The sequence below is a fragment of the Citrobacter amalonaticus genome (assembly GCF_018252635.1).
GTDB classification, from domain to species: domain Bacteria; phylum Pseudomonadota; class Gammaproteobacteria; order Enterobacterales; family Enterobacteriaceae; genus Citrobacter_A; species Citrobacter_A amalonaticus_E.
Genome location: NZ_JAGTXM010000002.1, coordinates 66706 through 93505, shown reverse-complemented (window position 1 = coordinate 93505; position 26800 = coordinate 66706). Strand labels below are relative to the sequence as shown.

The 26800-nt window shown below is 54.2% G+C and carries 26 protein-coding genes and 2 tRNA genes; 11 read left to right on the top strand and 17 right to left on the bottom strand.

The features are described from left to right. Positions 1 to 20 precede the first annotated feature (20 nt). The 3 genes from KE671_RS04945 to ydhT are packed head-to-tail and all read left to right on the top strand — an operon-like array spanning position 21 to position 2284. The gene (locus KE671_RS04945) at positions 21 to 689 is read left to right on the top strand and encodes a 4Fe-4S dicluster domain-containing protein (protein WP_206161995.1); all 669 of its coding nucleotides are present in this window, start codon (positions 21 to 23) and stop codon (positions 687 to 689) included. After that, entirely contained in the window at positions 686 to 1471 is a 786-nt protein-coding gene (gene phsC, locus KE671_RS04940; protein WP_206161994.1) for a thiosulfate reductase cytochrome B subunit, read from the top strand. Before KE671_RS04945 ends, phsC begins: the two co-directional genes overlap by 4 nt. A gap of 3 nt (positions 1472 to 1474) precedes the next feature. Beyond that, positions 1475 to 2284, top strand: a complete 810-nt coding sequence (gene ydhT, locus KE671_RS04935; RefSeq protein ID WP_206161993.1) for a protein YdhT — start codon at positions 1475 to 1477, stop codon at positions 2282 to 2284. Positions 2285 to 2288: 4 nt separating this feature from the next. Here the strand turns inward: ydhT and KE671_RS04930 are convergent, their stop codons facing one another. Genes KE671_RS04930 through KE671_RS04915 form a run of 4 tightly spaced genes read right to left on the bottom strand, consistent with a single transcriptional unit; the run spans position 2289 to position 5394 of the window. Continuing rightward, positions 2289 to 2966 carry an amino acid ABC transporter permease gene (locus tag KE671_RS04930; protein ID WP_206161992.1) on the bottom strand — a complete coding sequence of 226 codons (678 nt, stop codon included), beginning with the start codon at positions 2964 to 2966 and terminating at the stop codon, positions 2289 to 2291. Then, positions 2956 to 3738 (bottom strand): amino acid ABC transporter permease, encoded by a 783-nt coding sequence (locus tag KE671_RS04925; protein ID WP_206162757.1) that lies wholly within the window; start codon positions 3736 to 3738, stop codon positions 2956 to 2958. Before KE671_RS04925 ends, KE671_RS04930 begins: the two co-directional genes overlap by 11 nt. After that, positions 3735 to 4553 carry an amino acid ABC transporter ATP-binding protein gene (locus KE671_RS04920; RefSeq protein ID WP_206161991.1) on the bottom strand — a complete coding sequence of 273 codons (819 nt, stop codon included), beginning with the start codon at positions 4551 to 4553 and terminating at the stop codon, positions 3735 to 3737. Before KE671_RS04920 ends, KE671_RS04925 begins: the two co-directional genes overlap by 4 nt. A 1-nt stretch (position 4554) precedes the next feature. Next, entirely contained in the window at positions 4555 to 5394 is an 840-nt protein-coding gene (locus KE671_RS04915) for an ABC transporter substrate-binding protein (RefSeq protein WP_206161990.1), read from the bottom strand. Between the two features lie 232 nt (positions 5395 to 5626). Between KE671_RS04915 and KE671_RS04910 the strand changes: the two genes are divergently transcribed. Further along, positions 5627 to 5818, top strand: a complete 192-nt coding sequence (locus KE671_RS04910) for a hypothetical protein (protein WP_206162795.1) — start codon at positions 5627 to 5629, stop codon at positions 5816 to 5818. Positions 5819 to 5937: 119 nt separating this feature from the next. On the opposite strand, the gene KE671_RS04905 is transcribed toward KE671_RS04910, so the two are convergent. After that, positions 5938 to 6078, bottom strand: coding sequence for a hypothetical protein (locus KE671_RS04905; protein WP_152404854.1), 141 nt, complete (start codon positions 6076 to 6078; stop codon positions 5938 to 5940). A gap of 83 nt (positions 6079 to 6161) precedes the next feature. Next, positions 6162 to 7772, bottom strand: coding sequence for an FAD-NAD(P)-binding protein (locus KE671_RS04900; RefSeq protein ID WP_206161989.1), 1611 nt, complete (start codon positions 7770 to 7772; stop codon positions 6162 to 6164). A 167-nt stretch (positions 7773 to 7939) separates the two neighbouring features. Between KE671_RS04900 and KE671_RS04895 the strand changes: the two genes are divergently transcribed. Beyond that, entirely contained in the window at positions 7940 to 8737 is a 798-nt protein-coding gene (locus KE671_RS04895) for an MBL fold metallo-hydrolase (protein ID WP_206162756.1), read from the top strand. Positions 8738 to 8773: 36 nt separating this feature from the next. Here the strand turns inward: KE671_RS04895 and KE671_RS04890 are convergent, their stop codons facing one another. After that, entirely contained in the window at positions 8774 to 9079 is a 306-nt protein-coding gene (locus KE671_RS04890; RefSeq protein WP_206161988.1) for a monooxygenase, read from the bottom strand. A 146-nt stretch (positions 9080 to 9225) separates the two neighbouring features. Here KE671_RS04890 and KE671_RS04885 point away from each other — a divergent pair, with 146 nt between their 5' ends. Continuing rightward, on the top strand, positions 9226 to 9840 hold the full coding sequence (locus KE671_RS04885; protein ID WP_206161987.1) for a hypothetical protein: 615 nt from the start codon (positions 9226 to 9228) through the stop codon (positions 9838 to 9840). A gap of 50 nt (positions 9841 to 9890) precedes the next feature. On the opposite strand, the gene KE671_RS04880 is transcribed toward KE671_RS04885, so the two are convergent. From KE671_RS04880 to mdtK, 3 genes are all read right to left on the bottom strand, one after another. After that, positions 9891 to 9967 (bottom strand) — tRNA-Val (locus KE671_RS04880). A gap of 4 nt (positions 9968 to 9971) precedes the next feature. Then, positions 9972 to 10048: transfer RNA gene (locus tag KE671_RS04875), tRNA-Val, on the bottom strand. A 151-nt stretch (positions 10049 to 10199) separates the two neighbouring features. Next, positions 10200 to 11573, bottom strand: coding sequence for an MATE family efflux transporter (gene mdtK, locus KE671_RS04870; RefSeq protein WP_206161986.1), 1374 nt, complete (start codon positions 11571 to 11573; stop codon positions 10200 to 10202). A 219-nt stretch (positions 11574 to 11792) separates the two neighbouring features. Between mdtK and KE671_RS04865 the strand changes: the two genes are divergently transcribed. Next, the gene (locus KE671_RS04865) at positions 11793 to 12434 is read left to right on the top strand and encodes a riboflavin synthase subunit alpha (RefSeq protein WP_206161985.1); all 642 of its coding nucleotides are present in this window, start codon (positions 11793 to 11795) and stop codon (positions 12432 to 12434) included. A gap of 41 nt (positions 12435 to 12475) precedes the next feature. On the opposite strand, the gene cfa is transcribed toward KE671_RS04865, so the two are convergent. Further along, positions 12476 to 13624, bottom strand: a complete 1149-nt coding sequence (gene cfa, locus KE671_RS04860) for a cyclopropane fatty acyl phospholipid synthase (protein WP_206161984.1) — start codon at positions 13622 to 13624, stop codon at positions 12476 to 12478. 291 nt (positions 13625 to 13915) lie between these two features. Continuing rightward, complete coding sequence (gene punC / locus KE671_RS04855; protein ID WP_206161983.1) at positions 13916 to 15121, bottom strand: purine nucleoside transporter PunC; 1206 nt, start codon at positions 15119 to 15121, stop codon at positions 13916 to 13918. 111 nt (positions 15122 to 15232) lie between these two features. Between punC and punR the strand changes: the two genes are divergently transcribed. Then, positions 15233 to 16165, top strand: coding sequence for a DNA-binding transcriptional activator PunR (punR, locus tag KE671_RS04850; RefSeq protein ID WP_206161982.1), 933 nt, complete (start codon positions 15233 to 15235; stop codon positions 16163 to 16165). Here the strand turns inward: punR and purR are convergent. Further along, entirely contained in the window at positions 16162 to 17187 is a 1026-nt protein-coding gene (purR, locus tag KE671_RS04845; RefSeq protein WP_206161981.1) for an HTH-type transcriptional repressor PurR, read from the bottom strand. The genes punR and purR overlap by 4 nt on opposite strands. A gap of 293 nt (positions 17188 to 17480) precedes the next feature. On the opposite strand from purR, the gene KE671_RS04840 reads away from it, so the two are divergent. Together KE671_RS04840 and KE671_RS04835 are read left to right on the top strand one after the other, a co-directional pair. Further along, positions 17481 to 17570, top strand: coding sequence for a YnhF family membrane protein (locus tag KE671_RS04840; RefSeq protein WP_206161980.1), 90 nt, complete (start codon positions 17481 to 17483; stop codon positions 17568 to 17570). Positions 17571 to 17737: 167 nt separating this feature from the next. Beyond that, a complete protein-coding gene (locus KE671_RS04835) occupies positions 17738 to 18904 on the top strand; it encodes an MFS transporter (protein WP_206161979.1) in 1167 nt (388 codons plus the stop codon). Between the two features lie 46 nt (positions 18905 to 18950). Here the strand turns inward: KE671_RS04835 and sodB are convergent, their stop codons facing one another. Next, a complete protein-coding gene (gene sodB, locus KE671_RS04830) occupies positions 18951 to 19532 on the bottom strand; it encodes a superoxide dismutase [Fe] (RefSeq protein WP_206161978.1) in 582 nt (193 codons plus the stop codon). 126 nt (positions 19533 to 19658) lie between these two features. Next, positions 19659 to 20492: a C40 family peptidase gene (locus KE671_RS04825; RefSeq protein WP_206161977.1), complete on the bottom strand. Its 834-nt coding sequence runs from the start codon at positions 20490 to 20492 to the stop codon at positions 19659 to 19661. Between the two features lie 335 nt (positions 20493 to 20827). Here KE671_RS04825 and grxD point away from each other — a divergent pair, with 335 nt between their 5' ends. Then, on the top strand, positions 20828 to 21175 hold the full coding sequence (grxD, locus tag KE671_RS04820; protein WP_042319226.1) for a monothiol glutaredoxin 4: 348 nt from the start codon (positions 20828 to 20830) through the stop codon (positions 21173 to 21175). A 65-nt stretch (positions 21176 to 21240) separates the two neighbouring features. Here grxD and KE671_RS04815 read toward each other — a convergent pair whose 3' ends face one another. Together KE671_RS04815 and rnt are read right to left on the bottom strand one after the other, a co-directional pair. Continuing rightward, positions 21241 to 25914: an ATP-dependent helicase gene (locus KE671_RS04815; protein WP_206161976.1), complete on the bottom strand. Its 4674-nt coding sequence runs from the start codon at positions 25912 to 25914 to the stop codon at positions 21241 to 21243. A gap of 147 nt (positions 25915 to 26061) precedes the next feature. Further along, positions 26062 to 26709, bottom strand: a complete 648-nt coding sequence (rnt, locus tag KE671_RS04810; protein WP_206161975.1) for a ribonuclease T — start codon at positions 26707 to 26709, stop codon at positions 26062 to 26064. Positions 26710 to 26800: the final 91 nt, after the last annotated feature.

The following is a 26800-nucleotide window of genomic DNA, read 5'->3' as shown; positions in this document are numbered from 1 at the left end:
CAGCATTAGAGGATAACAAGATGTCCTTCACTCGACGAAAATTTGTGCTTGGCATGGGAACGGTCATTTTTTTCAGCGGACCCGGCCAGACGCTGCTGGCGAAGACAACCGCAAGCGGGCCCGTTCGATACGTCATGATCCATGATGAATCGCGATGTAATGGCTGTAACATCTGTACTCGCGCCTGTCGCAAAACGAATCATGTTCCCGCGCAGGGAAGTCGTTTGTCGATTGCGCATATTCCCGTTTCAGATAATGACAACGAGACGCTGTATCACTACTTCCGTCAGTCTTGTCAGCACTGTGACGATGCGCCCTGCATTGAGGTCTGCCCGACCGGTGCGTCCTGGCGCGATGAAGACGGGATCGTTCGCGTCGACGGTTCGCGCTGCATCGGTTGCAGTTACTGTATCGGCGCGTGTCCCTATCAGGTGCGCTACCTGAATCCGATTACCAAAGTCGCGGATAAATGTGATTTTTGCGCCCAGTCCCGGCTGGCGAAAGGCTTCCCGCCCATTTGCGTGACCTCCTGCCCGGAGCATGCGCTGCTGTTTGGTCGCGAGGACAGCCCGGAGATCCAGCGCTGGCTGCAGGAAAATAACTTTTACCAGTATCAACTTCCTGGCGCGGGCAAGCCCCATCTGTATCGTCGGTTCGGTCAACATTTGATTAAAAAGGATAATGTATGAACGCGTCGCAGAATGCTGAACAGTTTCAGGCCCAGTTGGCAAACTATGTGCCGGTGTTTTCCCCGGAGTATTGGCCCGTCTGGCTGGTGATCGCCGGACTTCTGCTGGTGGCGATGTGGCTTGTGCTTGGGCTGCACGCCTGGCTTCGTTTTCGCGCGGCCAACAAGGCTGCTGCGGGGCATGGTGAGAAAGTATATCTGTACTCACGAGCGGTACGGCTGTGGCACTGGTCGAATGCGTTGCTGTTTCTACTCTTGCTCGGCAGTGGACTCATCAATCATTTTTCGTTGGTCAGTACGGCGGTGATCAAAAGCTTGCTGACGGTACATGAAGTCTGCGGATTTCTGCTACTGGCATGCTGGGTCGGTTTCGTTCTGATCAATGCGTTGGGTGGGAACGGCCACCATTACATTATTCGTCCTCAGGGTTGGATGGCCCGGGCGATGAAACAGACCCGTTTCTACCTCTACGGCATTATGCAGGGTGAAGCGCATCCGTTCCCGGCCACGCCGCGCTCGAAGTTTAATCCATTACAGCAGGCGGCCTATGTTGGCGTGATGTACGGCCTGTTGCCGCTGTTGTTGCTAAGCGGGTTGCTGGCGCTGTATCCGCAGGTCGTGGGTGATCTGTTCCCCGGCGTGCGCTACTGGTTGTTACAGGCGCACTTCGCGTTGGCTATCATCAGCCTGTTCTTTATTTTTGGTCACCTCTACCTGTGCACCACGGGCCGCACGCCGGGCGAAACGTTCCGCTGTATGGTCGATGGCTATCACCGGCATTAACCAATGTTGATCACGCGAGAGGACTTGCGCAACTGGCGAGTGGGTGCGGTGATGTACCGCTGGTTTCTACGCCGTTTTCCTGAAGGCGGTAACTACGCCGATGTGCATCGGGCATTGAGTCGCGAAGGGTATCTCGACTGGGCGAACAGTCTGGTGGAATACGCCTGGTCGCGCTGGCTGGACGAAGAAAATTTTGCTCGCCAGGATATCTCTGCCATGTCCCGACTGGCGCGCCCGGACGCCTTAACAGGCGATCAGCAGGTGGCAAACGCGGGTGATAACGCGAATCTCGGCTGTGCGGGCGATAACATGAAGATCGCCAGCGCGGGTTACGCGTCACAAATTGCCAGTGCGGGTTACTGCGTTCGCATTGGTAGCGTGGGCTATAACAGCCATATCAGCAGTTCAGGGGATCGCGCACGGCTGGCTGCCGCAGGAAACTCCACGCGTATTAGCAGCGCCGGTGATGGAACACGGATCGCCAGCAGCGGTATGCGTGTACGCGTGAGCACTCTGGGTGAGAGAAGCCATGTCGCCAGTAATGGCGATCTGAGCCAGATAGTGAGCTTTGGCGCCAATGCGAAAATCGCTAACAGCGGCGACAATGTGCATATTATCTGCAACGGCGATAACGCGATCGTTGCCAGTACCGGGGTTGTGGATTCAGTGATGCTGGGACCGGGCGGCTGCGCGGCGCTGGCGTATCACGACGGTGAACGCATGCGTTTCGCCGTCGCCGTTGAAGGTGAGGCGGGGATCCGCGCAGGCGTGAAATACAGGCTCGACGACGCACACCAGTTTGTCGAGTGCTGAACGTTCAACGACGCGCAAATCGTCGCCGGGTCGCTTTCTCCATCCCGTAGCAAAGCAGATAGTAAACCAGGCCCGTAAAGATGAAGATGGCCGCCGGGTAAATCTGTTCACGGCTATTGACCTGTCCCGCCACCGTCGTCAGCTCCGGCACGTTGACGATAAACGCCAGCGAGGTGTCCTTCAACAGGCCAATGCATATCCCGGTCAGGGAGGGCAATACATGGCGCAACACCTGTGGTAGCAGGACCCCCCTTAATGCCTGCGCAGGGCTGAAGCCTTGAGCCACCGCCGCATCATACTGTCCGTCAGGCAGCGCGTTGAGGCCCGCGTACACCGAATGCATGACCGACGCGGCGGTAAACCAGGCCAGCGCCAGCGTCACGGTTGCCGCACCGGGGAGATCGCTGCCGGTAAGCATGGGTAGCAGATACCACATCCAGAAAATGACGAAGATCAGCGGTATCCCGCGTATGAGTTCTGCCCAGACGAACAATCCCTTACGGATAACGCCCGGATACCGCCAGGCAAGAGCGGCAAGGGCAATACCCGCAGGTAAGGCCAGCATCGCCGCCCCCAGCGCCATCATCAGGGTCAACAGCACGCCGCCGGGTTGACCGTCGGCCAGCCGTCCCCACAGGAGATAATCCAGATTGTCGGTTATCACCGCAATATTAGCGATCATGCTGGGGACTCCTGAACCGGGATTGTCGGGTTTGCCGCTCTTTCTCCTGTCGGGGAGCGGGCCCCAGGTGGGTTAACAGCAGACCGAGCGCCACGCCGGTGAACAGATAAAGCGCTGTGCCCACGGCAAAGGCTTCCAGCGCATGGGCGTTGTAGCTTTCAATCTGGCGAACCTGGTAGGTCAGTTCCGCAAAGCCAATGCCGCTGGCTAATGACGACAGTTTCATCAGGTTGAGATATTGCCCCACCACCGGTTGCCAGGCATTCGTTAGCCCCTGCGGCAACAGGATATGGCGGAAGGTCTGCCATGAGGAAAATCCCTGCGAGACTGCGGCTTCGCGTTGTCCGGCGGAGACCGCCTGTAACCCGGAGGCCACTTCCTCGACCAGGAACGCTGAGGTAAACACGCCGAGTCCCCACGCTGAGCAAAGAAACTCGGGGGTCAGCCACCAGACGTTGCCGGGCAGGATTGACCAGCCATGCTCTGCGTTGACAAAAGCAACAACACTGCGCGGCAACAGGTTCCAGCCAGCGAAGTACCAGAACAGTAACTGGACCAGCAGCGGGGTGTTACGAAACAGCGATACCCAGCCTGCTACCAGACGATGGCCCGCGCAATGGCCGGAAAGACGAAGGGCTAACAAAAAAATAGCCAGCAGCGTGGCGAGGAAAATGCCCGCGGCGCTGACCCACAGCGTGGTGAGAAATCCGGAGAGGATCCATTGCAGGGGCAGGCCGGTAAGCACCCCCTGCCAGTCCATTGACGGCATTATCGTGATAACTCCTGATGCAGCGGATCCAGCACTTTTTGCAGAAAACGCTGGGTTCGTGGGTGCTGTGGTTGGGTAAAAAAGGCCTCCGGAGACGCGATTTCGAGAATATCGCCGCCGTCGATAAACACCACCCGGTCGGCGATTTCACGGGCAAAATGCATCTCGTGAGTGACCACAATCATCGTAATACCGCTGTGCGCCAGACGTTTCATGACCTGTAACACCTCACCGATCATTTCCGGATCGAGTGCAGAGGTGGGCTCATCAAACAGGATGATTTGCGGCGAGGAGGCCAGCGCGCGGGCGATCGCCACCCGCTGCTGTTGACCGCCGGAAAGCTGTGCCGGATAAGCACCGGCTTTCTCTTCCAGCCCGACCTGTTCCAGCAGGGCATAGGCGCGCTGTGTGGCATCGGTTTTATTCCAGCCGTGAACGTACTCCAGCGCGAGGGTGATATTCTGTTGTGCTGTCAGATGAGCATAAAGATTGAACTGCTGGAAAACAAAGCCAATGCGGCTGCGCAGTTGTCGCAGCGCGGCCCCCTTAAGCTGACCGACCGGTTTGTCATCAATAAAGATGTCGCCACCACTCAATGATTCCAGTTGGTTAATCAGGCGAATCAGCGTTGATTTTCCCGATCCTGAGGGGCCAAGAATAGTCACGACTTCGCCAGGCTCGACGGTGAGACTGACGCCGTTGAGTACCCGGTGATCGCCAAACGTTTTCACCACGTCGCGTAACTCAACCCGCGCCTGACGTAACGAGCGGAAATCCGCAGCTCCGGCTGCGGAGGGCGTGAGTAAACTGGCCAGCATCTTATCTTGCCTCAATTTTAAAGGCGCGCGGCTGCGGATTTTTAGTTTCCGGACCAAACCAGACATCATAAATTTTGCCCGCCTGGCCGCTGGCTTCGAGCCGTAATAATTCATCGTTAACCGCTTTCAACAGTGCCGGTTCACCTTTCTTCACACCTACGCCGATCTCCTCTTTGCTGAGTAAATCCGGCAGGATTTTGAACTGCGCCTTGTCCGGTGCGCCACTGAGTAAACCCGCCAGGATTGTGGAGTCCTGAGTGATAGCCTGCACGTTGCCGTTACGCAGGGCGGTGAGCGCCAGCGGGATATCGTCATAGGCCAGAACGCGGGATCCCGGGAATCGCTGATGTAGCGCCTGTTCACCGGTGGTTCCTTTCACCGCGCCAATGCGTGCGCGGCTGTATTCATCCAGCTTATCCGGTGACGATGCGGGCACCAGGAACTGCTGGCCGGTGACAAAGTAGGGCACGGAAAAGTCGATAACCTGGGCGCGTTCGGGGGTGATCGTGATATCCGCGACGATCAGATCGGCTTTGCCTGATTGCAGCAGCGGGATACGGTTGGCGGGATTGGTAGCGACCAGCTCCAGTTTTACACCCAATGATTTCGCCAGCGCCTGGGCGAAATCCACATCGTAACCGACGATCTGATGGGTTTTTGCATCGACGGAACCAAACGGTGGGTTGGCGTCAAACGTTGCGACCCTGACGACACCCGCCGCTTTAATATCGGCGAGTTGGTCAGCCTGTGCCTGAACGCTCATGAAGCCCGTGGCGAGGATGACGCCGAGGGCGAGAATCATTTTTTTTGCGATCTGTGTTTTTGTTTTCGGTGCCATCATTTTCTTTGATATCCCTGCAATTATTGGTTTGTCCTATTACGCTCCCATAACCCGAACCTGCAGCAAAATAAGAAAAAAATCTTATTTATATTAAAAAAGTTATTAGTGAACAATGTGTTAAAGAAAGGTTGCTAACGAACAAAAACAGATAACGGTGCGCAGAATTCGCATTTTATTTTTTGCGTCTTTTGCGCTGCAATGAAAAGCATCTGACAAAACAGAGGAGCTGGAGATGGAGAAGGTAAAAATGCAGATGGCGCGTCTTAGGGCGCTTGTTGCCGTTACGCCTGAACCGACCCGACAGCCCGGTGCAGAGGTGAATCTGCAGCGCGTTGTGGAGTCCATTCTTCCTGTCGCCAGCCTCTACGGCGTGGACATTGCTAACATTGACCCGGAGTGGTTTCGTGATAAAACAACACGCTGAACACCGCCAGATGCGCGAGGTGTACTGGAATGAAATCTGCACTCACCGCGGGAATATTGAGGAAATAAAAAGGGGCTTATGGACCCACCGCGCGGTTCTGCGCGGCGGGTTACAACAGATCAGATCTTGCAGGCGTCGCCACAGTCATCATCGGCAATCACCGATTCTGCTTTTTTATCCGCATCTTCCAGACGCTCTGCGTTGCGTTCCTGTGCTTCTTCCAGTCCGTTAAAAACCAGATTATCGAGATCAATTTCCATCGCTCACCTTTCTTCATTCGTTTTTGACTTCCGACAAGTATAGGGCAAATGAGGAGCAGGATGCATCCACAATGCGTGCGCCATTACCGATCATAAGGCGCTAAACGCCTGCGCAGGCGGGAAGCTGGTTTTGAAACGGCCCTGGCCATCGCGTTACCAATTTCCTGACAGGCGACCAGCCCCTGAATAAAGGGCCGATCATGCATTAAATAGGGTAACGCGCCAAAGGCAATTCGTCCGCGAACATCCTCTGGCGCCTGAAGCGTATAGTCATCGCCAACCTCCGGAATCGCATCTCCACATGACAATAATTGCCGGCGTAATCGCGGGAACGGTAAATCCGCTGTCTTCAGGGGTTTTTGGCCTCGCGCATCGATGAATATGTCAAATGACAGACGATCGCTGTGCGTCGTAATCTCAGTACGATCGGTTTTCATCGCTTTCCCGTAATCCTGTCCCAGCGCAATAATGTGCAAAATACCGGCTGCGTGTAACGCCAGCATTCGGCGAACGGACTCTGACGGGATCGCCGCATAATTATCAATAAACACGCGGGCAAGTCCCGAACTGAACCGTTTGCTGTCTTTTTCATCCAGATGGGCAACAATATCCTGAACCTTTTCATGTAAACGCAGCAGGGTATAGCGCCAGGCAACGGTGCGTTTGCAACGCTTATTCTCGTCGACCTCTTTCAGATTTGCAGCCGCCCATTCGAACGGATCGCAGTGCGCTCTGTCGGCAAACACCGCCACGGGAAAGGTATCTGCATCCAATGTAGAGAGCGATATTTGCTCAGCCCATTTCGGATCGGCTACTGTGAGTTCTTGTTGCATGAGGCTGAAAACACGATCGAGGAGTCCAGTTGAACCGGCATCGATTTCACGCTTAATCGCCTGATCGGTAACGTATTCCAGCGGTTCATAGGGAATGGGGCAGTAAAAGTCGGCTTCTGGCAAAAGCCCGGAACGGGACATCAGCGTGATCTCCAGCGCTTCACTGCCTTTATTCAGGGCGAAATGGATCTGATTTTCTTCCGTTTCGTGAAACGTTCCGTGTTGTACCGCTACCGCCATTGCCGCATCCAGACCGCTCAGTGACGTTCCCAAAATCCCCACTCTGGCGGCGGGAACGTCAGCTTCCATCAAGCCGGACCAGGGGCTGGGATAAAATGCATGTGTTGATTCGTCATCGTCCGGCCAGACATGTCCCGTGGCGATCACCGCTAAGTCGACATGTAGCGGCCCGGTGTGTTGATCGGTCCAGAGCTGAACGCCTGCGGGAGACGCTGCGACATCCGTGACTTCGCAGGATTCGTACAACATTACCTTAAATCCCCGGTTTTCTGCATGATGGACGGCCTGCAAAAACTGCGCGCGGAAATAGTCGCCCAATAAAATACGTGGCAGAAACTGACGCTTGTGCAGCGTTTCTTTCTTAACGCCATATTGCGCAAGGTACTGTGCTTCCTGGGTCTGCAACCACTCAAGCCAGGTGTCAAAAAGAGGGGGGACTTCAATACTGGCAATATTGGCTAACATCATTGGGCTATTTTCAGAATGGCTGTAAGGCATACCAATTCCTGCCTGGTTTCCGCGTTCAAAAACGGTGATTTCCAGCGGTGGTTCCTCTTTTAGTAATGAGAAAAAGGTATAGACCCCTGTCGGGCCAGCCCCAATAATCGCGATTTTTTTCATATCCCTTTCCGTCCTGTTATTTTTATTTTGCCGCTGATACTTCTGTTACATCAGATAAGTGTAGATGAGGACGGTACGGGTGTTTCGGTCTGAAATTGCATGGCGCGGCAGATGAGCCGCGTCTTCTGCCATACTTAACGGTGTCTTGCTGGAGGAAAGGAGTGACGATGATAACGCTGTGTAAAGCCTGCGGCACCTCGTTTGATAACAGCCACGGCAACGTTGAACGCTGTAAAATCTGCGAGGATGAGCGGCAATATATCCCGGTTTCCGGGCAGGCGTGGATTGACTTTGATGAGCTCATTGCAAGCCATACCAATAAGTGGCAGCAGCACACGCCGCAACTTTTCAGCCTGAAAACCGTTCCCTCTTTTGCGATAAACCAGCGGGCGTTTCTGCTCAGAACGCCGGTAGGGAATATTCTCTGGGATTGCGTGGCGAATCTGGATCAGGCAACCCGAACGCTTATCCAGGCATTGGGTGGATTGAGCGCCATCGCAATTTCGCATCCTCATTACTACACCACAATGCAGGACTGGGCGGAGGCGTTTGACGCTCCCGTCTGGCTCCATGCCGATGACCGCGACTGGATCATGCGCGACAGCCCCTGGATTCGGCTATGGGAAGGGGAAGAACAAAACGTGCTTCCAGGCGTCACATTATTGCGTTTGGGCGGCCATTTTGCAGGGGGAACGGTTCTGTATCTGGAGGAGGGAGAAGGGACGATCCTCGCCGGAGATATCTTACAGGTCACTCGCGGTGCTGATGCGGTTTCGTTTATGTGGAGCTATCCAAACATGCTGCCGCTGTCATCGAAAACCGTCAGTAGGATCATACAGCGGCTAGACATAGTGGCGTTTTCCAGTCTATATGGGGCATTTGAGGGACAGAATATTATCCGCAGTGCCAGTCAAATCGTGCAACGTTCGGGGGAAAAATATCTCTCCAGCCTGGCGTCACGTTGAATCCGCTGAGGGAGAAAATCCCCCTCAGCGACATCATTAACTCACTCTGGCGTGGTTGATTTCGCTCAACGGCATATTCACGTCAAACACTTTGGCAATGACTTCGTCGACGCCAAGTTTTTTTAAACGCGCGGTATGCTTATCCAGATAAGCCAGTGCGGTCTCCTCGCTTGTGAAAAGATAGATCCCGCCAGCCTCCTGGTTTTGTTCACTCTCCGTCCATACCTTCCAGATAAATCCCGGCTCCTGGTTAATCGACTCCGCCAGACCACGCAACTGTTCTGCCATTTCTGTGCCAAATGGACCGCTAAAAGCGAAGTGAAGTTGTAATAACGTGGGCATATTCTTTCTCCATTTAACGATTCAACAATAACGCTCAGTAATAATGAGCCAGGCGACTTCCGCTGTTTTTCTGCGCCGTATTGTACCAGATACCGGCTTCATCAGGCATATTAATGGCAATATGACTTTTATCGGGAGGAGGAACCATGGATTTTGCCAATTTACCAAATGGATTATATGTCGTCATGGGGGGGATGATTACGGCGATACCTGCCTGGCTGGCGTCAAAATCAGCGAGTCGTGTGCAGCAGAAAATCGCCCGGGAGAATGCGGATAAAGATATTACGTTGCAAACTGGACGTTTACTGGATGAACGTGTGAAAAGTGAGGTGGAACTGGCCCGCAAAAACCTCAAAGAGTTGCACTGTATCATTTCGCTGATTTCATTAGAGAATTCGCAAACGATGAGTTATTTCCACACTGAAACGGATGTCGCGGTATTCAGAGAACGTTACCTACAAAATTGCCATCGTCTCCATGAGGCGATGGCCATCGCGGATTTGTATTACCCCAAATTCAGTTCGCTGATAAAAGACATTTACAGCCAGACCAATATTTTCTGGGGATATCAGGAAAACCTGATGCGAACAGATATCAAAACAAATGAAAGTGGCTGGCAATCTCTTATGTCGAGAATACTGACGGTTGTGGAGAAAATTAATGAGCTGAAAACGCAATTACACAGCAGTATTTCTGATGAAGGGGGAATATTAAACAGAAAGATGCAGTCTTATGCGTCGATAAACGAAAACCAGAAGTAACGTACTGAGCGTAAAAGACGTGGTATGCACCATATCACCAGGCAGTGAAATGGTGCGTCCGAGTGGACTCGAACCACCGACCCCCACCATGTCAAGGTGGTGCTCTAACCAACTGAGCTACGGACGCAAAATGGTGCGTTCAATTGGACTCGAACCAACGACCCCCACCATGTCAAGGTGGTGCTCTAACCAACTGAGCTATGAACGCAACGTTGTATGTGACAACGGGGACGAATATTAGCGGCACAGCCGGGAGGTGGCAAGAGGGAAATGGCATTTTTCTTCCGGATTTCACTCGATTGCGGAGGAAGTGCGCAAAATGTCGAGAGAATAGCCGCCGGCTGGCGGCTATTGCCGGTTTATCGCGCAGCGCGTTGCAGAATCACCGTTGACGGCTGGCGTTGCAGGAAGCGCATCCGCAACATCATCATAATTGCCGCCGAGGTCAGACCGATGATAAAGCCCATCCAGAATCCTGCCGGGCCCATCCGATCAACCACCAGATCAGTTAGCGCGAGGATATAACCGCTTGGCAACCCCAGCACCCAGTATGCGGTGAAGGTAATAAAGAAAATCGAACGTGTATCTTTATAGCCCCGCAGGATCCCGCTACCGATAACCTGGATGGAGTCCGAAATCTGATAAATCGCCGCCAGCAGCATCAGCTGCGCCGCTAATGTCACCACTTCAGGATTGTCGTTATAGAGCAGGGCGATCTGCTCCCGCAGCGACACGGTAAAGATGGCGGTGAGGCACGCCATGCAGACACCAACGCCCAAACCGGTACGTGCGGCAGTTTGCGCATCCAGCGTCGAACCTTGTCCCAGGCGATAGCCCACGCGAATGGTGACCGCCGCAGCCAGCGACATCGGCAATACAAACATCAGCGAACTGAAGTTCAGGGCGATCTGGTGACCGGCAACATCAACAATACCCAACGGCGAAACCAACAGCGCAACGACGGCGAACAGCGTGACTTCAAAAAACAGTGCCAGCGCAATCGGCAGACCGAGCTGCACCAGACGCTTCATCACAACGTTGTCCGGTTTGCTGAAGCGCTGTTCATTACGGATATCGCGCATCGAACGCGCCTGTTTGACGTACCAGAGCATTGCGCTGAACATCACCCAGTAGACCGCCGCCGTCGCCACGCCGCAGCCGACGCCGCCGAGTTCCGGCATGCCGAAATGACCGTAGATAAAGATATAGTTTACTGGAATGTTGACCAGCAGACCGAGAAAACCCATCACCATACCTGGTTTGGTTTTTGCCAGACCTTCACACTGGTTACGCGCGACCTGAAAGAACAGATAACCTGGCGCACCCCATAATAATGCGCGCAAATAGCCGACAGCCTTATCCGCCAGGGCCGGATCGATATTGTGCATCGCGCGGATGATATAACCCGCGTTCCACAGCACAATCATGATCAGCAGTGAGACAAAACCTGCCAGCCAGAAACCCTGGCGCACCTGATGCGCAATGCGATCGCGACGTCCGGAACCGTTGAGCTGAGCAATCACCGGTGTCAGCGCCAGCAGCAACCCGTGACCGAACAGAATGGCGGGCAGCCAGATGGAGGTCCCAATGGCGACGGCCGCCATGTCGGTGGCGCTGTAACCTCCCGCCATGACGGTATCGACGAATCCCATTGCGGTTTGGGCGATTTGCGCAAGAATCACCGGTATTGCCAGAGCCAATAACTGACGCGCTTCACTGATATACTTCTGCACGTGTACACCTATCATTTTGTTTTTATTTGAGAGACTAAAAAAGCCACCACGGGCGGCAGCAAGAAGAAGATGTAAGGGGAAATTTCAGTCTATTGTAGCGATGAATGCTAATTTCACCAGTGAAAAAACAGGTCAGGGCGGCACTTCACTGGCAACCTGATTTTCCAACTGCTATTGTGGCAGGCAGAAATGGTTTAACTGAATTCAGGAGTTGCAGGTATGTTTACAGGTATTGTGCAGGGCACCGCCAGACTGGTGTCGATCGATGAAAAACCCAATTTTCGCACCCATGTAGTGGAATTACCTGAATACATGCTGGACGCGCTGGAAACGGGCGCATCGGTGGCGCACAACGGCTGCTGCCTTACCGTCACAGAAATTAACGGCAATCGCATCAGTTTTGATCTGATGAAAGAAACGCTGCGGATCACCAATCTGGGCGATCTGAAGGTGGGCGACCTGCTGAATGTTGAGCGTGCGGCAAAATTCAGCGATGAGATTGGCGGGCATCTGATGTCTGGTCATATCATGACTACCGCGGAAGTATCAAAGATTTTAACCTCAGAGAATAACCGTCAGATCTGGTTCAAAGTTCAGGATCCGACGCTAATGAAATATATTCTGTATAAAGGTTTTATTGGTATTGATGGGATCAGCCTGACCGTCGGAGAAGTCACTGCGACGCGCTTCTGCGTGCATCTCATTCCGGAAACACTGGAACGCACGACGCTGGGTAAGAAAAAACTGGGCGCGCGCGTGAATATCGAAATCGATCCGCAAACACAGGCGGTGGTGGACACAGTAGAACGCGTGCTGGCTGCACGTGAAGCGACGGTAGCGAAAACCGCCAGCGAAGCGTAAAACCATCCAGCCCCCGCGAAACAGCGGGGGTATGAGCCGATTTAGCGGGCAACGCGCAGGCCGTTTTCGACGCCGCGCGAGAAAACCACCTGCCAGAGCTGAATATCGCGAGCGCGAAACGCCCCTGCGCAGGCGTTCAGGTAGTAGGTGAACATCCGTTTAAAGCGCTCGGAATAGTTATCGGCAATGTCAGGCCAGGCAGCGAGAAAACGCTCGTACCATGCCATCAGCGTCGTATCGTAATCCGCGCCGAAATTATGCCAGTCTTCCATCACAAAGTGTGCCTCGCTGGCGTTGGCTATCTGACGCACTGACGGGAGGCAACCGTTCGGGAAAATGTACTTATTGATCCACGGATCGACATTATTGTCGGTTTTTTTCGAACCGATGGTGTGGAGTAAGAACAGTCCGTCTGGTTTCAGATTGCGATCAACCACGTTGAAATAGGTCGGGTAGTTTTTAGGACCGACGTGTTCAAACATGCCTACTGACACAATGCGATCAAACTGATCGTGTAAATCGCGGTAATCCTGCAGCAAAATTGACACATCCAGTCCGGCACAGCGTGCCTGTGCCATTTTCTGCTGTTCAGCGGAAATCGTCACGCCAACCACGCTGACGTTATAGTTCGTCGCCATATAGTGCGACAAACCGCCCCAGCCGCAGCCAATATCCAGCACCCGCATACCGGGCTGTAGTTGCAACTTCTCGCAGATTAACCGCAGTTTGGCCTGCTGCGCCGCCTCCAGCGTATCCGCGTCTTTCCAGTACGCGCAGGAATACTGCATATACGGGTCGAGCATACGGCTGAACAGATCGTTACCGAGATCGTAATGCTCTTTACCGACGATCCATGCACGTTTTTTACTTTGCAGATTGAACAGGCGAGCGGCCGCGATGCGGAGGGTATCTTTGAAATGGTGCGGAAGTTGGTTTTCCAGTCCTGCCCGCAGGACTTTGCTAAAAAACTGGTCCAGCCGATCGCACTCCCACCAGCCATCCATGTAACTCTCACCGAGACCGAGCGACCCCTCCTGTAAAACGCGTTTGAAAAAATCGGGGTTTTTGACGCGTATATCTGCTGGTGAAGAGCCGTTGATGGCAATGCCCGCGCGGCTTAATAATTCGTTAGTGATACGGTACCAGTCGTCATCCGGTACGCTGACTTCTTCTATACACGATGAACTCATAGTTTCTCCATCACTGGTCGGTGATCAGAACCTTAAAACAGCGTAGACGCTTTTTGGGCTTTGTGAGAAATCCCACGGAAACATTCCGCGAGTCTATTATCCGACGTAGAACAGAGGAAGGGAGGACCCCTTGCCGAAAAGGCCATCCATGGTGAAGCGGGAACGCTCCGGTTCCCGTTAACACATAATAATTATCGTAATTTTAACAAGCGAAATTTAGTATAGGCCTCAAAAATGGATGATACAACCAAAAATTGTTAGCCGACTAATTAACGGTGATTGTGAGTGATATCAATGGGATTCGCTGTGGGCAATCCCGCGATTTTCATGCTGCTCGCTGACGCCCGATGCCTGCAGTTGCATCTTGTAGCCCAGTCCAACCAGCACAACTGTCGACAGCATCACGCTGGTCGTGGTCAACAGCGGTGTGCTGATAAGCCAGGAAACCACCAGGCTTGCCAGGAAGCACAAACCCAACTGCAGAGTATTTTGCAGGGCCGCGGCACGACCCGTCGCCTGCGGGAAAGGACGTAGCGCCTGGGCTACCACAATCGGGTAGATTGCGCCGTTGGCAATCGCCATCACGCAGAAGGGGATCAGGATCTCTGCAAGCGTGATGTGATGGATAAAGCTTGCTGCCCAGGTCGCCACCACGCTCAGCGCGTAGATAACCAACAGCCAGGGCAAGAGTTGTTGTCCCTGCCATTTTTGCAGCGCGGCGCGGCATCCGTAGCCGCCAATCAGAAAAGCGATGGTTTGCGGTACATAGCTCAGCCCAATCACCGCCGGGCTGTAGCCCATTTCACTCAGAATAAACGGCGAACCGGTCAGCCACGCAAAGAAGCTGGCAGAACAGGCGGCATAAATCAGTACATTGCCGCGATATGCTTTCGCGCTAAGCAGGGTGGTAAACGTCAGTTTGTCCTTGCGGTCATCGCGTGCCCGGGTGGTGGGCTTTAAAAACAGCGCGGGCAGCATCAGCAGCAGCGTGATGAAAAATAACGTGGCAAAGATTGCCTGCCAGGAAAGGTGGGTCAGGATCCAACTGCCTAATAATGGCGCCAGTGCAGGGGACAGTCCGACCAGCGGCATGATGGTCGCGAAAATGCGGTTAATTTTATGCGAAGGATAGTAATCAGTAACCAGCGCCTGCCAGATGACGGTTGCAGCACAGACCCCCACGGCCTGAATAAAACGCAGTACTAACAGGCCTGTTGCGCTCTCGACCCACAGCATGCCCAGGCTGCCTAAGGCGAAGACAGACAGGCCGAGCAACAGGATCGGTTTACGACCGTAGCGGTCCGAGAGCGGTCCCCACAGCAGTTGTGCGACGGCAAAGCCGGCTAAAAACAGGCTCAGGCTGGCGCTGACGGCAGAGGCCGGTGTTTGCAGGTCAGATTGAATGGCGGCAAAAGCGGGTAAATACATGTCGGTTGCCAGAAAGCCCAGCACGCTGAGCCCTGCCAGCCAGACTAAAAACCCTTTTCCTGGTTGCATAGTTGTTCTCTGATTTTGATTAGTAAGACTGGCGCAGAGTGTAGGGAGTGAATTTCGGCTTGTGAAACGGTAATATTTGTTTATTGCATTCAAAAATTTTGTAGGCAGATTATGTGGTCAGAATATGCGCTGGAAGTGGTCGATGCGGTGGCGCGCAATGGGAGTTTCAGTTCTGCGGCCCTGGAGTTGCACCGGGTGCCCTCGGCGGTGAGCTATACGGTCCGCCAACTGGAAGAGTGGCTGGCCGTCCCGCTTTTTGAACGTCGTCATCGTGACGTGGTGTTAACCCCGGCAGGCGCCTGGTTTTTGAAAGAAGGCCGTTCTGTCATCAAAAAAATGCAGATCACACGCCAGCAATGTCAGCAGATAGCCAACGGCTGGCGGGGCCAACTCCCCATCGCGGTAGACAATATCGTGCGCCCGGAGCGTACGCGGCAATTGATCGTTGATTTCTACCGCCACTTTGATGACGTGGAACTGTTGGTCTTTCAGGAGGTGTTTAATGGCGTCTGGGACGCACTGTCAGATGGCCGGGTCGAACTCGCTATCGGTGCAACGCAGGCTATCCCAGTCGGAGGACGATACACCTTCCGCGATATGGGTAAGCTGAGCTGGTGTTGCGTCGTTGCCAGTACGCATCCGCTGGCCGCCATGAGCGGGCCGTTAAGCGATGATACGTTGCGCAACTGGCCGTCGCTGGTGCTGGAAGATACCTCCCGCACTCTGCCAAAACGTGTGACCTGGCTGCTGGACAACCAGAAGCGGGTGGTGGTTCCTGACTGGGATTCCTCCGCGACCTGTATCAGCGCCGGACTTTGTGTCGGCATGGTGCCGACACATTTTGCCATGCCGTATCTCAATAAAGGGCAGTGGGTGGCGTTAAATCTGGAGAACCCGTTCCCGGATTCAGCCTGTTGCCTGACCTGGCAGCAGAATGATATGTCACCCGCGCTGAACTGGCTGCTGGACTATCTGGGAGACAGCGAAACGCTGAACAAAGAGTGGTTGCGGGAGCCTGATGAGACTCCCGCAGACGCGGTTTAACGACGGTAGTCGCGGAACGGGCCGTCCGCAACGGAGCGGCGTTCTACCAGCCGCGGGTGGACTTCAATCGACTGCGACTCTTCGCGTTTATTGACGATGCGATCCAGCAACATATTAAAGGCCGTTTCACCCAGCGAATCTTTTGGCTGGTGGATGGTGGTCAGCGCCGGCGTAAAGAAGCGGGCGTTGCGCACATTGTCGTAGCCTATCAGCGATACGTCCTGCGGTACACGCAGACCCATCTCATCGGCGGCGCAAAGGGCACCCATCGCCATGATATCGCCGCCGCAGAAGACAGCCGTTGGGCGATGCGTCTGCGACAGAATTTGCTGCATGGCGCGGTAGCCGGATTCAGGCTCGAAGTCGCCCTGTACAATCCAGTTTTCAGGCACTTTAATCAGCGCTTCATCCATTGCCTTCATAAAACCGGCCAGACGACCTGCGCCAGTGTTACGCTCCATCAGTCCCGGGATGACGCCAATTTCGCGATGCCCGCGCTCGACAAGGTAACGGCCTGCCATATAACCGCCCTCAAAGGCGTTATCGATCACCGTGTCGGTGAAATCGGCTTTCGCTTCGCCCCAGTCCATCACCACCATCGGAATATGACGATACTCTTCCAGCATCGAGAGCAGGGGAGCGGGGTATTCAGAACACATCACCAGCAGGCCATCAACGCGTTTTTGCGCCATCATCGACAGATAAGCACGCTGCTTTTCCAGGTTATTCCAGACGTTGCCGAGGATCAGGGTGTAGCCTTTCTGGAAGCAGTTCTGCTCAACCGCCTCAATAATTTCGGCAAAATAGGGGGCTTCGCTGCTCGTCGCCAGCAAACCGATAGACTTGGTATGGTTAACTTTCAGGCTACGGGCAACAGCGCTGGGGGAATAGTGCAATTCTTTAATTGCCGCCCACACTGCATTGCGTGTTTCTTCAGCGACGAAACGCGTTTTGTTAATTACGTGTGACACGGTTGTAGTGGAAACGTTTGCGCGCTTCGCTACATCTTTAATTGTTGCCATTAAATCTCACTCCAGACCCAACCTGAACATTAAATTACGCCAAGTAAACGTTTGCCTTTACTCATCCTGTGCCCAATATCAGCGCTGCGGCACGCCGGAAAACGACACGGAACGTCAGGAAGGGGTCAATGGCCGGTACGCTAATCAAGTAAGCGTCGAATTTTGTCTGATCTTTACGAAAAGGGGAAGTATTAAAAGCACATATCACTCTAAATCGTGGGAGATTTTTACACTCAAGTGTGTAAAAATGCGCTATATCACTTTTTGTGTGGGAATAAAAAGGAGAAAAGTTGATGAGCACCGATCTGAAATTTTCATTAGTGACCACGTTTATTGTTCTGGCGTTAATCGTTGCGGGCGGCCTTACAGCGGTACTGCACTGATTCCCCCGGGGGAGTTCCTGCTCCCTCGACTCTCCAGCCATATTGTTATTGAATTTGCAAAAGTCTTTTGTATTTTTGTTAACTTCTCTTTTTTTGTGATTGATGTCATGCTTTTGACTCTTAGTTAAGCATCGCGCCTTGTCGCGAAGAGCCGGAGTCATCACTGCATGAAAATTAATTATCCGTTACTGGCGCTGGCCATCGGCGCGTTCGGCATCGGAACCACCGAATTCTCACCAATGGGTTTGCTGCCCGTCATCGCGCAAGGCGTCGATGTATCTATCCCCGCGGCAGGTATGCTGATTAGCGCCTATGCCGTTGGTGTGATGGTCGGCGCACCGCTGATGACGCTATTGCTGTCACATCGTGGACGCCGTAATGCGCTAATTTTTCTGATGGCTATCTTTACACTTGGTAACGTACTCTCGGCGATTTCGCCAGACTACACCACGCTGATGCTGTCACGTATTTTAACCAGCCTTAACCACGGCGCATTCTTTGGTCTGGGGTCGGTGGTCGCGGCGAGCGTGGTACCGAAACACAAACAGGCCAGCGCGGTAGCAACTATGTTTATGGGGCTGACCATCGCCAACATCGGCGGTGTACCGGCGGCAACCTGGTTGGGTGAAACCATTGGCTGGCGGATGTCGTTCATGGCGACGGCGGGGCTTGGCGTTATCTCGATGCTGAGTCTCTTCTTCTCATTGCCAAAAGGTGGTGCCGGGGCGCGTCCGGAAGTGAAAAAAGAGCTGGCGGTGCTAATGCGTCCTCAGGTGCTTTCCGCGCTGCTGACCACCGTTCTGGGGGCGGGGGCCATGTTTACGCTCTATACCTATATTTCGCCCGTCCTGCAAAGCATCACTCATGCGACGCCGGTCTTTGTGACCGGGATGCTGGTTCTGATCGGTGTGGGCTTCTCTATCGGCAACTATCTTGGCGGTAAACTGGCCGATCGTTCGGTTAACGGCACGCTGAAAGGTTTTTTATTGCTGTTGATGGTCATTATGCTGGCGATCCCATTCCTGGCACAGAATGAACTGGGTGCGGCGGTCAGCATGGTGGTCTGGGGGGCAGCGACCTTTGCAGTCGTCCCTCCGTTACAAATGCGCGTCATGCGTGTGGCTCATGAAGCGCCGGGTCTCTCATCTTCCGTGAACATTGGCGCGTTTAATCTCGGAAATGCGCTGGGCGCTGCTGCGGGCGGGGCAGTCATATCAGGCGGGTTAGGCTACAGTTTTGTTCCTGTGATGGGGGCAATTGTGGCGGGTATGGCGCTGTTGCTGGTATTTGTCTCAGCGAGAAAACAACCCGAGCAGGTGTGCGTCGCCAGTTAACGGTCGGATAAAAACGCAGAAGGGAATGCCTTCTGCGTTATCATTTTTACGCGGCGAAGTTTTTCGCGACAAACTCCCAGTTTACCAGTGCCCAGAAGTGCTCAAGGTAACCAGGACGCGCATTGCGGTAATCAATGTAATACGCATGCTCCCATACGTCGACGGTCATCAGCGGCGTGGCATCGGTGGTCAACGGCGTACCAGCGTTGGAGGTTGAAACGACAGCCAGCTTGCCATCTTTTCCTTTTACCAGCCAGGTCCAGCCAGAGCCGAAGTTTTTGATCGCCGCGTCGGTAAACTGCGCTTTGAACTCAGCAAAGCTGCCGAAAGAGGCGGTAATCGCGTCAGCCAGTTTGCCGGTTGGCTCGCCACCTGCATTCGGTGCCAGGCAATTCCAGTAGAACGTGTGGTTCCAGACCTGAGCTGCGTTATTGAACACGCCGCCTTCCGAGCTGCGTACGATCTCTTCCAGTGATTTCCCTTCAAAGGCGGTGCCTTTAATCAGGTTGTTCAGGTTGGTGACATAGGTCTGATGGTGTTTGCCATAGTGATATTCCAGCGTCTCGGCGGAAATGTGCGGCGCAAGCGCATCTTTGGCATACGGTAGTGCAGGTAATTCGAACGACATTGCTTCTCTCCTTATTATTAATAGTATTTCGCGCAATAACCTTATTGTGCGTAAGGATAGGGTAGCAAATTGAAAGGTGAGACAAAAGATGAACTTACCCTGTTGCGTTAACAACAGGGTAAAGTTTTAACGAATGGTTTTGGGGGTCATAACCCGACGGGCGCCGACGTAGTGGCGTTGCCAGTAGTCTTCGCTGAGCGATGTGATTTGGATTTCCTGACCGCTGCGCGGCGACTGAATAAATTTGCCGTTGCCGACATAAACGCCGACGTGATCGGCGGTACCGCGCCCCTGAGTGCGGAAGAACACCAGATCGCCATTTTTTAATTCCCCACGATCAATCGGTGCGGCATCACGCAGGTGATACATTTCATTTGCCGTGCGCGGAATACGGAATTTAACGAGATCTTTATAAGCGTAATAAACCAGACCGCTGCAATCGAAACCGGTGCGTGGCGACGTGCCTCCCCAACGGTACGGCTTGCCAATCTGGCTCATTAATTTGTTCATCGCCGTGCTGGTCGCTTTTTGCACTTTCACTTTATGCGCATCGGCAATCTTTCCTGGCGCGGTGTTCTTCACTTTTACACACGTCGGCTTGTGCCCTTTGCGTGACGTACATTTTTCGCTCCAGGTGACGGAGGCGACTTTTTTCGCCGCGACAGTTTTGCCTGCGCGACTGGCAGTTTTGCTGGCTTTAACAGGCGCTGTGACTTTTTTCTTAGATGAAGAGGCGGTTTTAGTGCTGGATTTACTGGCGGTTTTCTTGACGGTTTTTTGACTGGTTTTCTTCGTTTTTTTTGCTGTTACCGTACTTTTCTTTTTGTCGCTGGCCTTTTTATTATGCGAAAGATCAGCAGTGTCCCTGGCTTGCTTGGACGCATGTGCCATCGGCATAAAGGGAATCGTTGTAAATAGTAAAGCACAGAGCGTGAGGGAAAGTCGGTTTATCCGCGCCACTGAGCAGTCCTCTGTTGAGGCAGGTCGCAATCATACCTGCGTGTGATTTACAAAACCTGATGATTCTAATCTATAGAAACGGATAAAGTTAATAGCTTTTATTGTTAAAAATACGGTTTCGCTATTGAGTGCAAAAAAAAACAGCAGCCAAAGCTAAATCTGCTTATTTGGCGCACACTTTCGGCTCAGGCTTAGTGGAAACCATTATTGGGAATGCAACTTATGCGTTCAGACGATAAAATAGTAAAGCGTAATAAAAATGTTATTTTCCGATGTCGCTCTGAACCGCTACAATGTCAGTCGACTGCCGTAAAAGAAGTTAAGGAAGCAAGACAATGAGCACCACTATCGAAAAAATCCAGCGCCAGATCGCTGAAAACCCGATTCTCCTGTACATGAAAGGTTCACCAAAACTGCCAAGCTGCGGCTTCTCCGCCCAGGCTGTGCAGGCACTTTCCGCCTGTGGTGAGCGTTTTGCCTATGTGGATATTCTGCAAAATCCTGATATTCGCGCAGAACTGCCGAAATACGCGAACTGGCCGACCTTCCCGCAGTTGTGGGTCGACGGTGAACTGGTTGGCGGCTGTGACATTTTGATCGAAATGTACCAGCGCGGCGAACTACAGCAGTTGATCAAAGAGACCGCTGCAAAATATAAATCTGAAGAATCAGACGCTGAGTAATCAGTAGACGGTTAAAAAGGAGCTTTTCCTGACTCAGGTTAAGCTCCTTTTCATTCCTGCTCTTCCTACCCCCAGTCCAGTCCCTGTGGTGAACTTGAAAACCCGACCTCACGCAGCAGAGTAAAGAGAGGGGTCTGCCGTACCGGTTTATCGTTAATTTCCGACAGCGTAAAACGAAGCCGCGGTTCACGGCGTAAAGCGCTCGCCAGCGCTTTGAAAATCTCTGGCGAAGGCAACGCCTCATTTTCCGTCCATAACGTCATCTTTTTCCCTCCCTGGGCGAGATACAATCGCAACTGACCGGCGGAAATCACGACAAACGCGCCGTTACGCCGTCCAGGAACCAGAGAGGACGGATGCGAAGGCCATGGTAGCAGCAATCCCCAGGGATTGGCCGGATCGTTCGCCGACAGCGCCACCGCTGCAAACGCCTGTTGCTCAGACGTCGACGAAGTCAGATCGCGCAGACGGTCGATAGTGTCTCGTTCGGCAAACTGTGCGCCGCCCATTCCCTCAACGAAACGCCCGCGCAGAATTCGCCCGGAATCTTCCATGCTACGGCACAGCGTCTGCATGGCGGGAAAGCCGCCGGGAATATTCTCGGCAATCACGGCCTGTCGACTTATTACACCGTAGCGATCGAGCATATTCTCGGCGCAGGCCAGCATCCGCTCGGTATCATTTAGCGTCTCTCGCGGCAGCAGTGACCAACGACCGGCCAGTGCAGGCGTGGTGTAGGAAACCGGTACGGCGATGGACGTGGGGCGCGGCGCAGCATAGGCTGGACGCCCCCGACGCATACGCGGCGATCGTCGTGATGGCTGGCGCGATGCAGCGACAGTACGCGACAGGCCACGCAGCGGAGCCCAGATATCGGTCGTGATATACCCTTGCCAGACCAGGCCCCAAAGCGCTTCATGCAGCGTGGCTGGCGTTATCCATTCGTCACCGCAGGCGTCTGTCATACGCGTTTGAATCAACGCGCTAAGTTGCTGAGCAAACCATGCGCCGCCACCCGAAAGAACGTCTAATATGGCGCGCTGTAACTCTGAAAGCGCTTCGCTATCACCGGATGGTGGGAGCAGCGTCTCCGCCAGATAATCCCGCAAATGCAGCACCACCCGTCCGTCATCGTCACCCAGTTTCTTTTGCCCTGACCAGATGACTTCTCCCGTCGCCAGCAGTTCATCGAGCATATCCGGCGAATAATCGCGGACACGTGCAGGGAAAATCTGGCTTTCCCATAACGACGCTGGCAGGCCGACTCCAGCCAGTTGCTCTATAACACGCGTGACACCGTCACTTCCTTCCAGCGTACCCGTGGAGAAAGTCGGAAGGCGCGCCGGGCTTCCATCCGCAGATGAAATAAGTCCCTGGCGCTCCAGCAACAGGCGGGTATAACTTGTCGCCGGAACCGGACGGGTTGCCTCTCTTGCCGCATGCAGCGAGCGGATGCGCAGGCGATGGAATACGTCCTCATTCACCCACGTTGACGCATCGTCAGGCGTGGATGAAGTAGCGGCACGCAATTGAATGAGCACTCCTTCATCACGCAAGTGGCGCAGTTGATCGTCGGCGACGGCTACCCCCAACCCGAACGTCTGTGCAATCTGGGTGCGGGTAAACAACGTGTGGGTACGGCTAAAGCGCATGAAGAGATCGCGCAGCGGCGTGTTCACCGGATGCAGCCATGTCTCCGAAATCGTCGCAGGCAGGCGAACGCCCAGCGCATCACGAAGTCTGGCCGCATCGTCCATGCAGGCCATCTGCGCCGTGCCCGCGATAACAACCGGGAATATCCGCTTTTCTGCGGACAGTTCATCGAGCCATATCCTGATGTCTGCAACGGTTCCCTCGTGCCGTACGGTAATCTCCTCGACGGCCATTGGTCCCAGTTCGCGCAGTAAATCGTAAACGCCTTCCATCCCCTGGGCTTTTCGTCCTGCCGCCCGGCGCTGAAGTTCATCTTCAACCTGGCGGATGATCTCCGGGTCAAGCAACTCCAGCGGATCGCCCTGGCCCAACAGGTTGCTCAGCAGTTCGCTGTCGAGCGCCAGCACCGAAGCCCGTCGTTCCGCGAGCGGCGCATCGGTGGCGTACATAAATTCGGCGACATAGCCGAAAAGCAGATCGGTGGCGAACGGCGAGGGGGCTGGCGTGGTCACTTCAGAAATCTGGATCTCGCCAGTGTTCAACCGACGTATGACCTGCTCCAGCGCGTCGAGATCGTAAACGTCCTGGAGGCACTCACGAGCCGTTTCCAGGATAATAGGGAAATCAGGATAGCCTGCCGCGATTTCCAGAAGCTGGCTTGCGCGCAGGCGCTGCTGCCAGAGTGGAGAACGACGCCCTGGCGTGCGACCCGGCATCAGCAGGGCGCGGGCTGCGCATTCTCTGAAGCGAGCGGCAAACAGTGCCGTACTGCTGACGGCTTCCCGGACAATGCGCAGAAGTTTTTCCGGTTCGAACAGAAAAATAGCAGCGTCGGGCAGTTTTCCATCGCTGTCAGGTATGCGGGCGACAATACCGTCATCACTGGCGACAATCGACGCGTCCGCCCCCCACTGCGCGTGGAGGCGTCCGGCAATCGCCAGTGCCCATGGCGCGTGCACCCGACGGCCATAAGGTGAATGCAAAATAACCCGCCAGTCACCCATTTCATCGCGACAGCGTTCAAGCACCAGATGACGGCTCCAGGGGAGCACGCCCGTCGCATTTTTTTGATCGTCAATTAATCCTTTGATATTTGACAGAACATTATCATCACACAGTCGTGGGGAGCGCTGTTGGTTTGCGTTGTCATCGGACATCATATGGATGAAATCGCCAATGCGTTCCCCCAGTTCCGCCGGACGTCCGACACCTTCGCCGCGCCAGAACGGGAGTCTGGCCGAACGTCCGGGGGCAGGGACGACGATAACCTGATCGCGGGTGATTTGTTGTATACGCCACGAACTGGCACCAAGCGTGATGATGTCGTTGACGCGAGACTCATACACCATCTCTTCATCCAGTTCGCCTACACGTCTTGATCCCGCCTGTTCATCTCCTTCGGGAAGCAGCACGCTGAACATGCCGCGATCGGGAATGGTACCGCCGCTGGTCACCGCAAGCAGCTGTGCGCCGGGGCGAGCTGTTAATAACCCGGTTTCACGATTCCAGATAATTCGCGGTCGGAATACGGCAAAATCGCCAGAGGGATAGCGGCCAGCCAGCATATCCAGCGTGGCGTCAAATGCGCTTCTCGGCAGATCTTTCCACGGGTAAGCGCGACGGACGAGGGCATACCAGTCATCCACATTGACCGGATCCAGTGATACGGCGGCGACGGTTTGTTGCGCCAGAATATCCAGCGGATTGCGCGGAGGCGTCAGGGTCTCCAGTTGCCCGGCATACATGCATTCAACAATCACCGCAGAATCAATCAGATCCCGGCGGGTTCTTGGGTAAAACAACCCTTTCGATACCCCACCGACCTGGTGACTGGCTCTTCCGATGCGCTGAAGACCGCTGGCGACAGAAAGGGGGGTTGCCACCTGAATCACCAGATCAACAGCGCCCATGTCGATCCCCAGTTCCAGACTGGAGGTTGCGACCACGCAGCGAAGTTCGCCCGATTTCAGGGCCTGCTCCGTGACGGCCCGCTGTTCTTTGGAGACCGAACCATGATGCGAGCGGGCAATGTATTCTCCGGTATCCTGTGCCCGATTGCTGGTGGAACCTGTTGACGAGTCATAGTGTACCGGTTCCCCTTGCGGCTCAGAGAATGCTTGCTGCCGCGCGAGATAGAGTTCGTTCAGGCGGGCCGTCAGTTTTTCTGCCAGTCCGCGTGAGTTGGTGAAGACAATGGTGGAGCGATGGTTAAGGATCTGCTCCAGAATACCGGATTCAATGCGCGGCCAGATCGAACCTTCTCTGCCTTTGTGAATGCCATCACTGCTGTCACGGTTATCTGCCAGAACATCATCAAGATTGGCGGCGGGCGCGACGATGTGGATGTCAGGCTGACGGGAAGCGGGCGGATTGACGACGGTCACCGGGCGATCGCCACCCAGAAAAGCGGCAACCTCAGTAACGGAACGCACGGTCGCCGACAGACCAATACGTTGAGCCGACTCCGCCAGAAGCGCATCCAGTCGTTCGAGACTGAGTGCGAGGTGCGCGCCACGTTTTGTGCCGGCCACCGCGTGCACTTCATCGACGATCACCGTTTCTACTCCGCGCAATGCTTCTCTGGCGCGGGAGGTGAGCATAAGATAAAGGGACTCCGGCGTCGTGATCAGAATGTCGGGCGGTTGACGACTAAGCTTCGCGCGTTCCTGAGGCGGTGTATCGCCAGTGCGGATCCCAACCTGAATAGCCACTTCTGGCGCGCCGCATTTCTTCCGTTCTTCGCTGATCCCCTGTAGGGGAATTTGCAGGTTGCGCTGGACATCGGTGCCCAGCGCTTTAATCGGCGAAATATAGAGGATGCGGATAACTTTCTTTTCTTTGCCGGAGGGAGGCGTAGTGTGTTTTTCCTCACCTTCCCGAAACAGGCGATCCAGCGCGTAGAGAAATGCGGCGAGGGTTTTCCCTGACCCGGTCGGCGCTATCACCAAAGCATGTTGATTTGCCGCGGTAACCGCCCACGTTTGCGACTGTACAAGCGTAGGGTGCTGAAATGCCGAGGTAAACCAGTCACGGGTTGCCTGTGAGAAAATATCCGGCAGCGGAGGCGTCGCATTTTTTGCTGACATGTTCCCTGTCCTTTTTGCGGAGTTGGCGGATCAAGACCTTTTTACAGAATAGCGGGAAATAAGCAGGGTGTATTGATACTGGTCAAATATACAGTATTGGGGCGGGGAAGGCACGGCCTGATAAACCGCGTTATCAGGCCATAAAAATCAGGCTTCTTCGGGATGCGCTAACGGCCAACCGCCCAGACGCTTCCAGCGGTTGACGATCTCACAAAACAGCACAGCGGTGCGTTCGGTGTCGTACAACGCAGAGTGCGCCTGGTTACCGTCAAACTCCATACCTGCCGCAAGACACGCTTTGGAGAGCACGGTTTGCCCCAGAGCCAGTCCGCTTAGCGCGGCGGTGTCAAACGTTACGAACGGATGGAACGGGTTGCGCTTAAGCGAGGCGCGCTCGGCGGCAGCCATCATGAAGCTATGATCGAACGTCGCATTATGCGCCACCATGATGGCACGACTGCAACCGCTGTCTTTAATACCTTTGCGCACCATTTTGAAAATGGCGTGCAGGGCGTCATACTCGCTTACCGCGCCACGCAGAGGGTTAGAGGGATCGATACCGTTAAATGCCAGCGCTTCTGGCTGCAAATTCGCGCCTTCAAACGGCTCCACGTGGAATTGTAGCGTGCTGTCCGGCATCAGCCAGCCTTGTTCATCCATTTTCAGCGTGATGGCGGCGATCTCAAGCAGCGCATCGGTTTTGGCATTAAATCCAGCCGTTTCAACATCAATAACGACGGGATAGAAACCACGAAAACGGTCGCACAGACCGGTAAGTTGAGCGTTATCGGACATCAGGGTCTCTTAGTACGGAAAAATTGCAGCGCGCATTATGCCAAAAAAAGCGGAGTGATGCAGTAAAACTACAGGCGCAGAGAGCAACTGC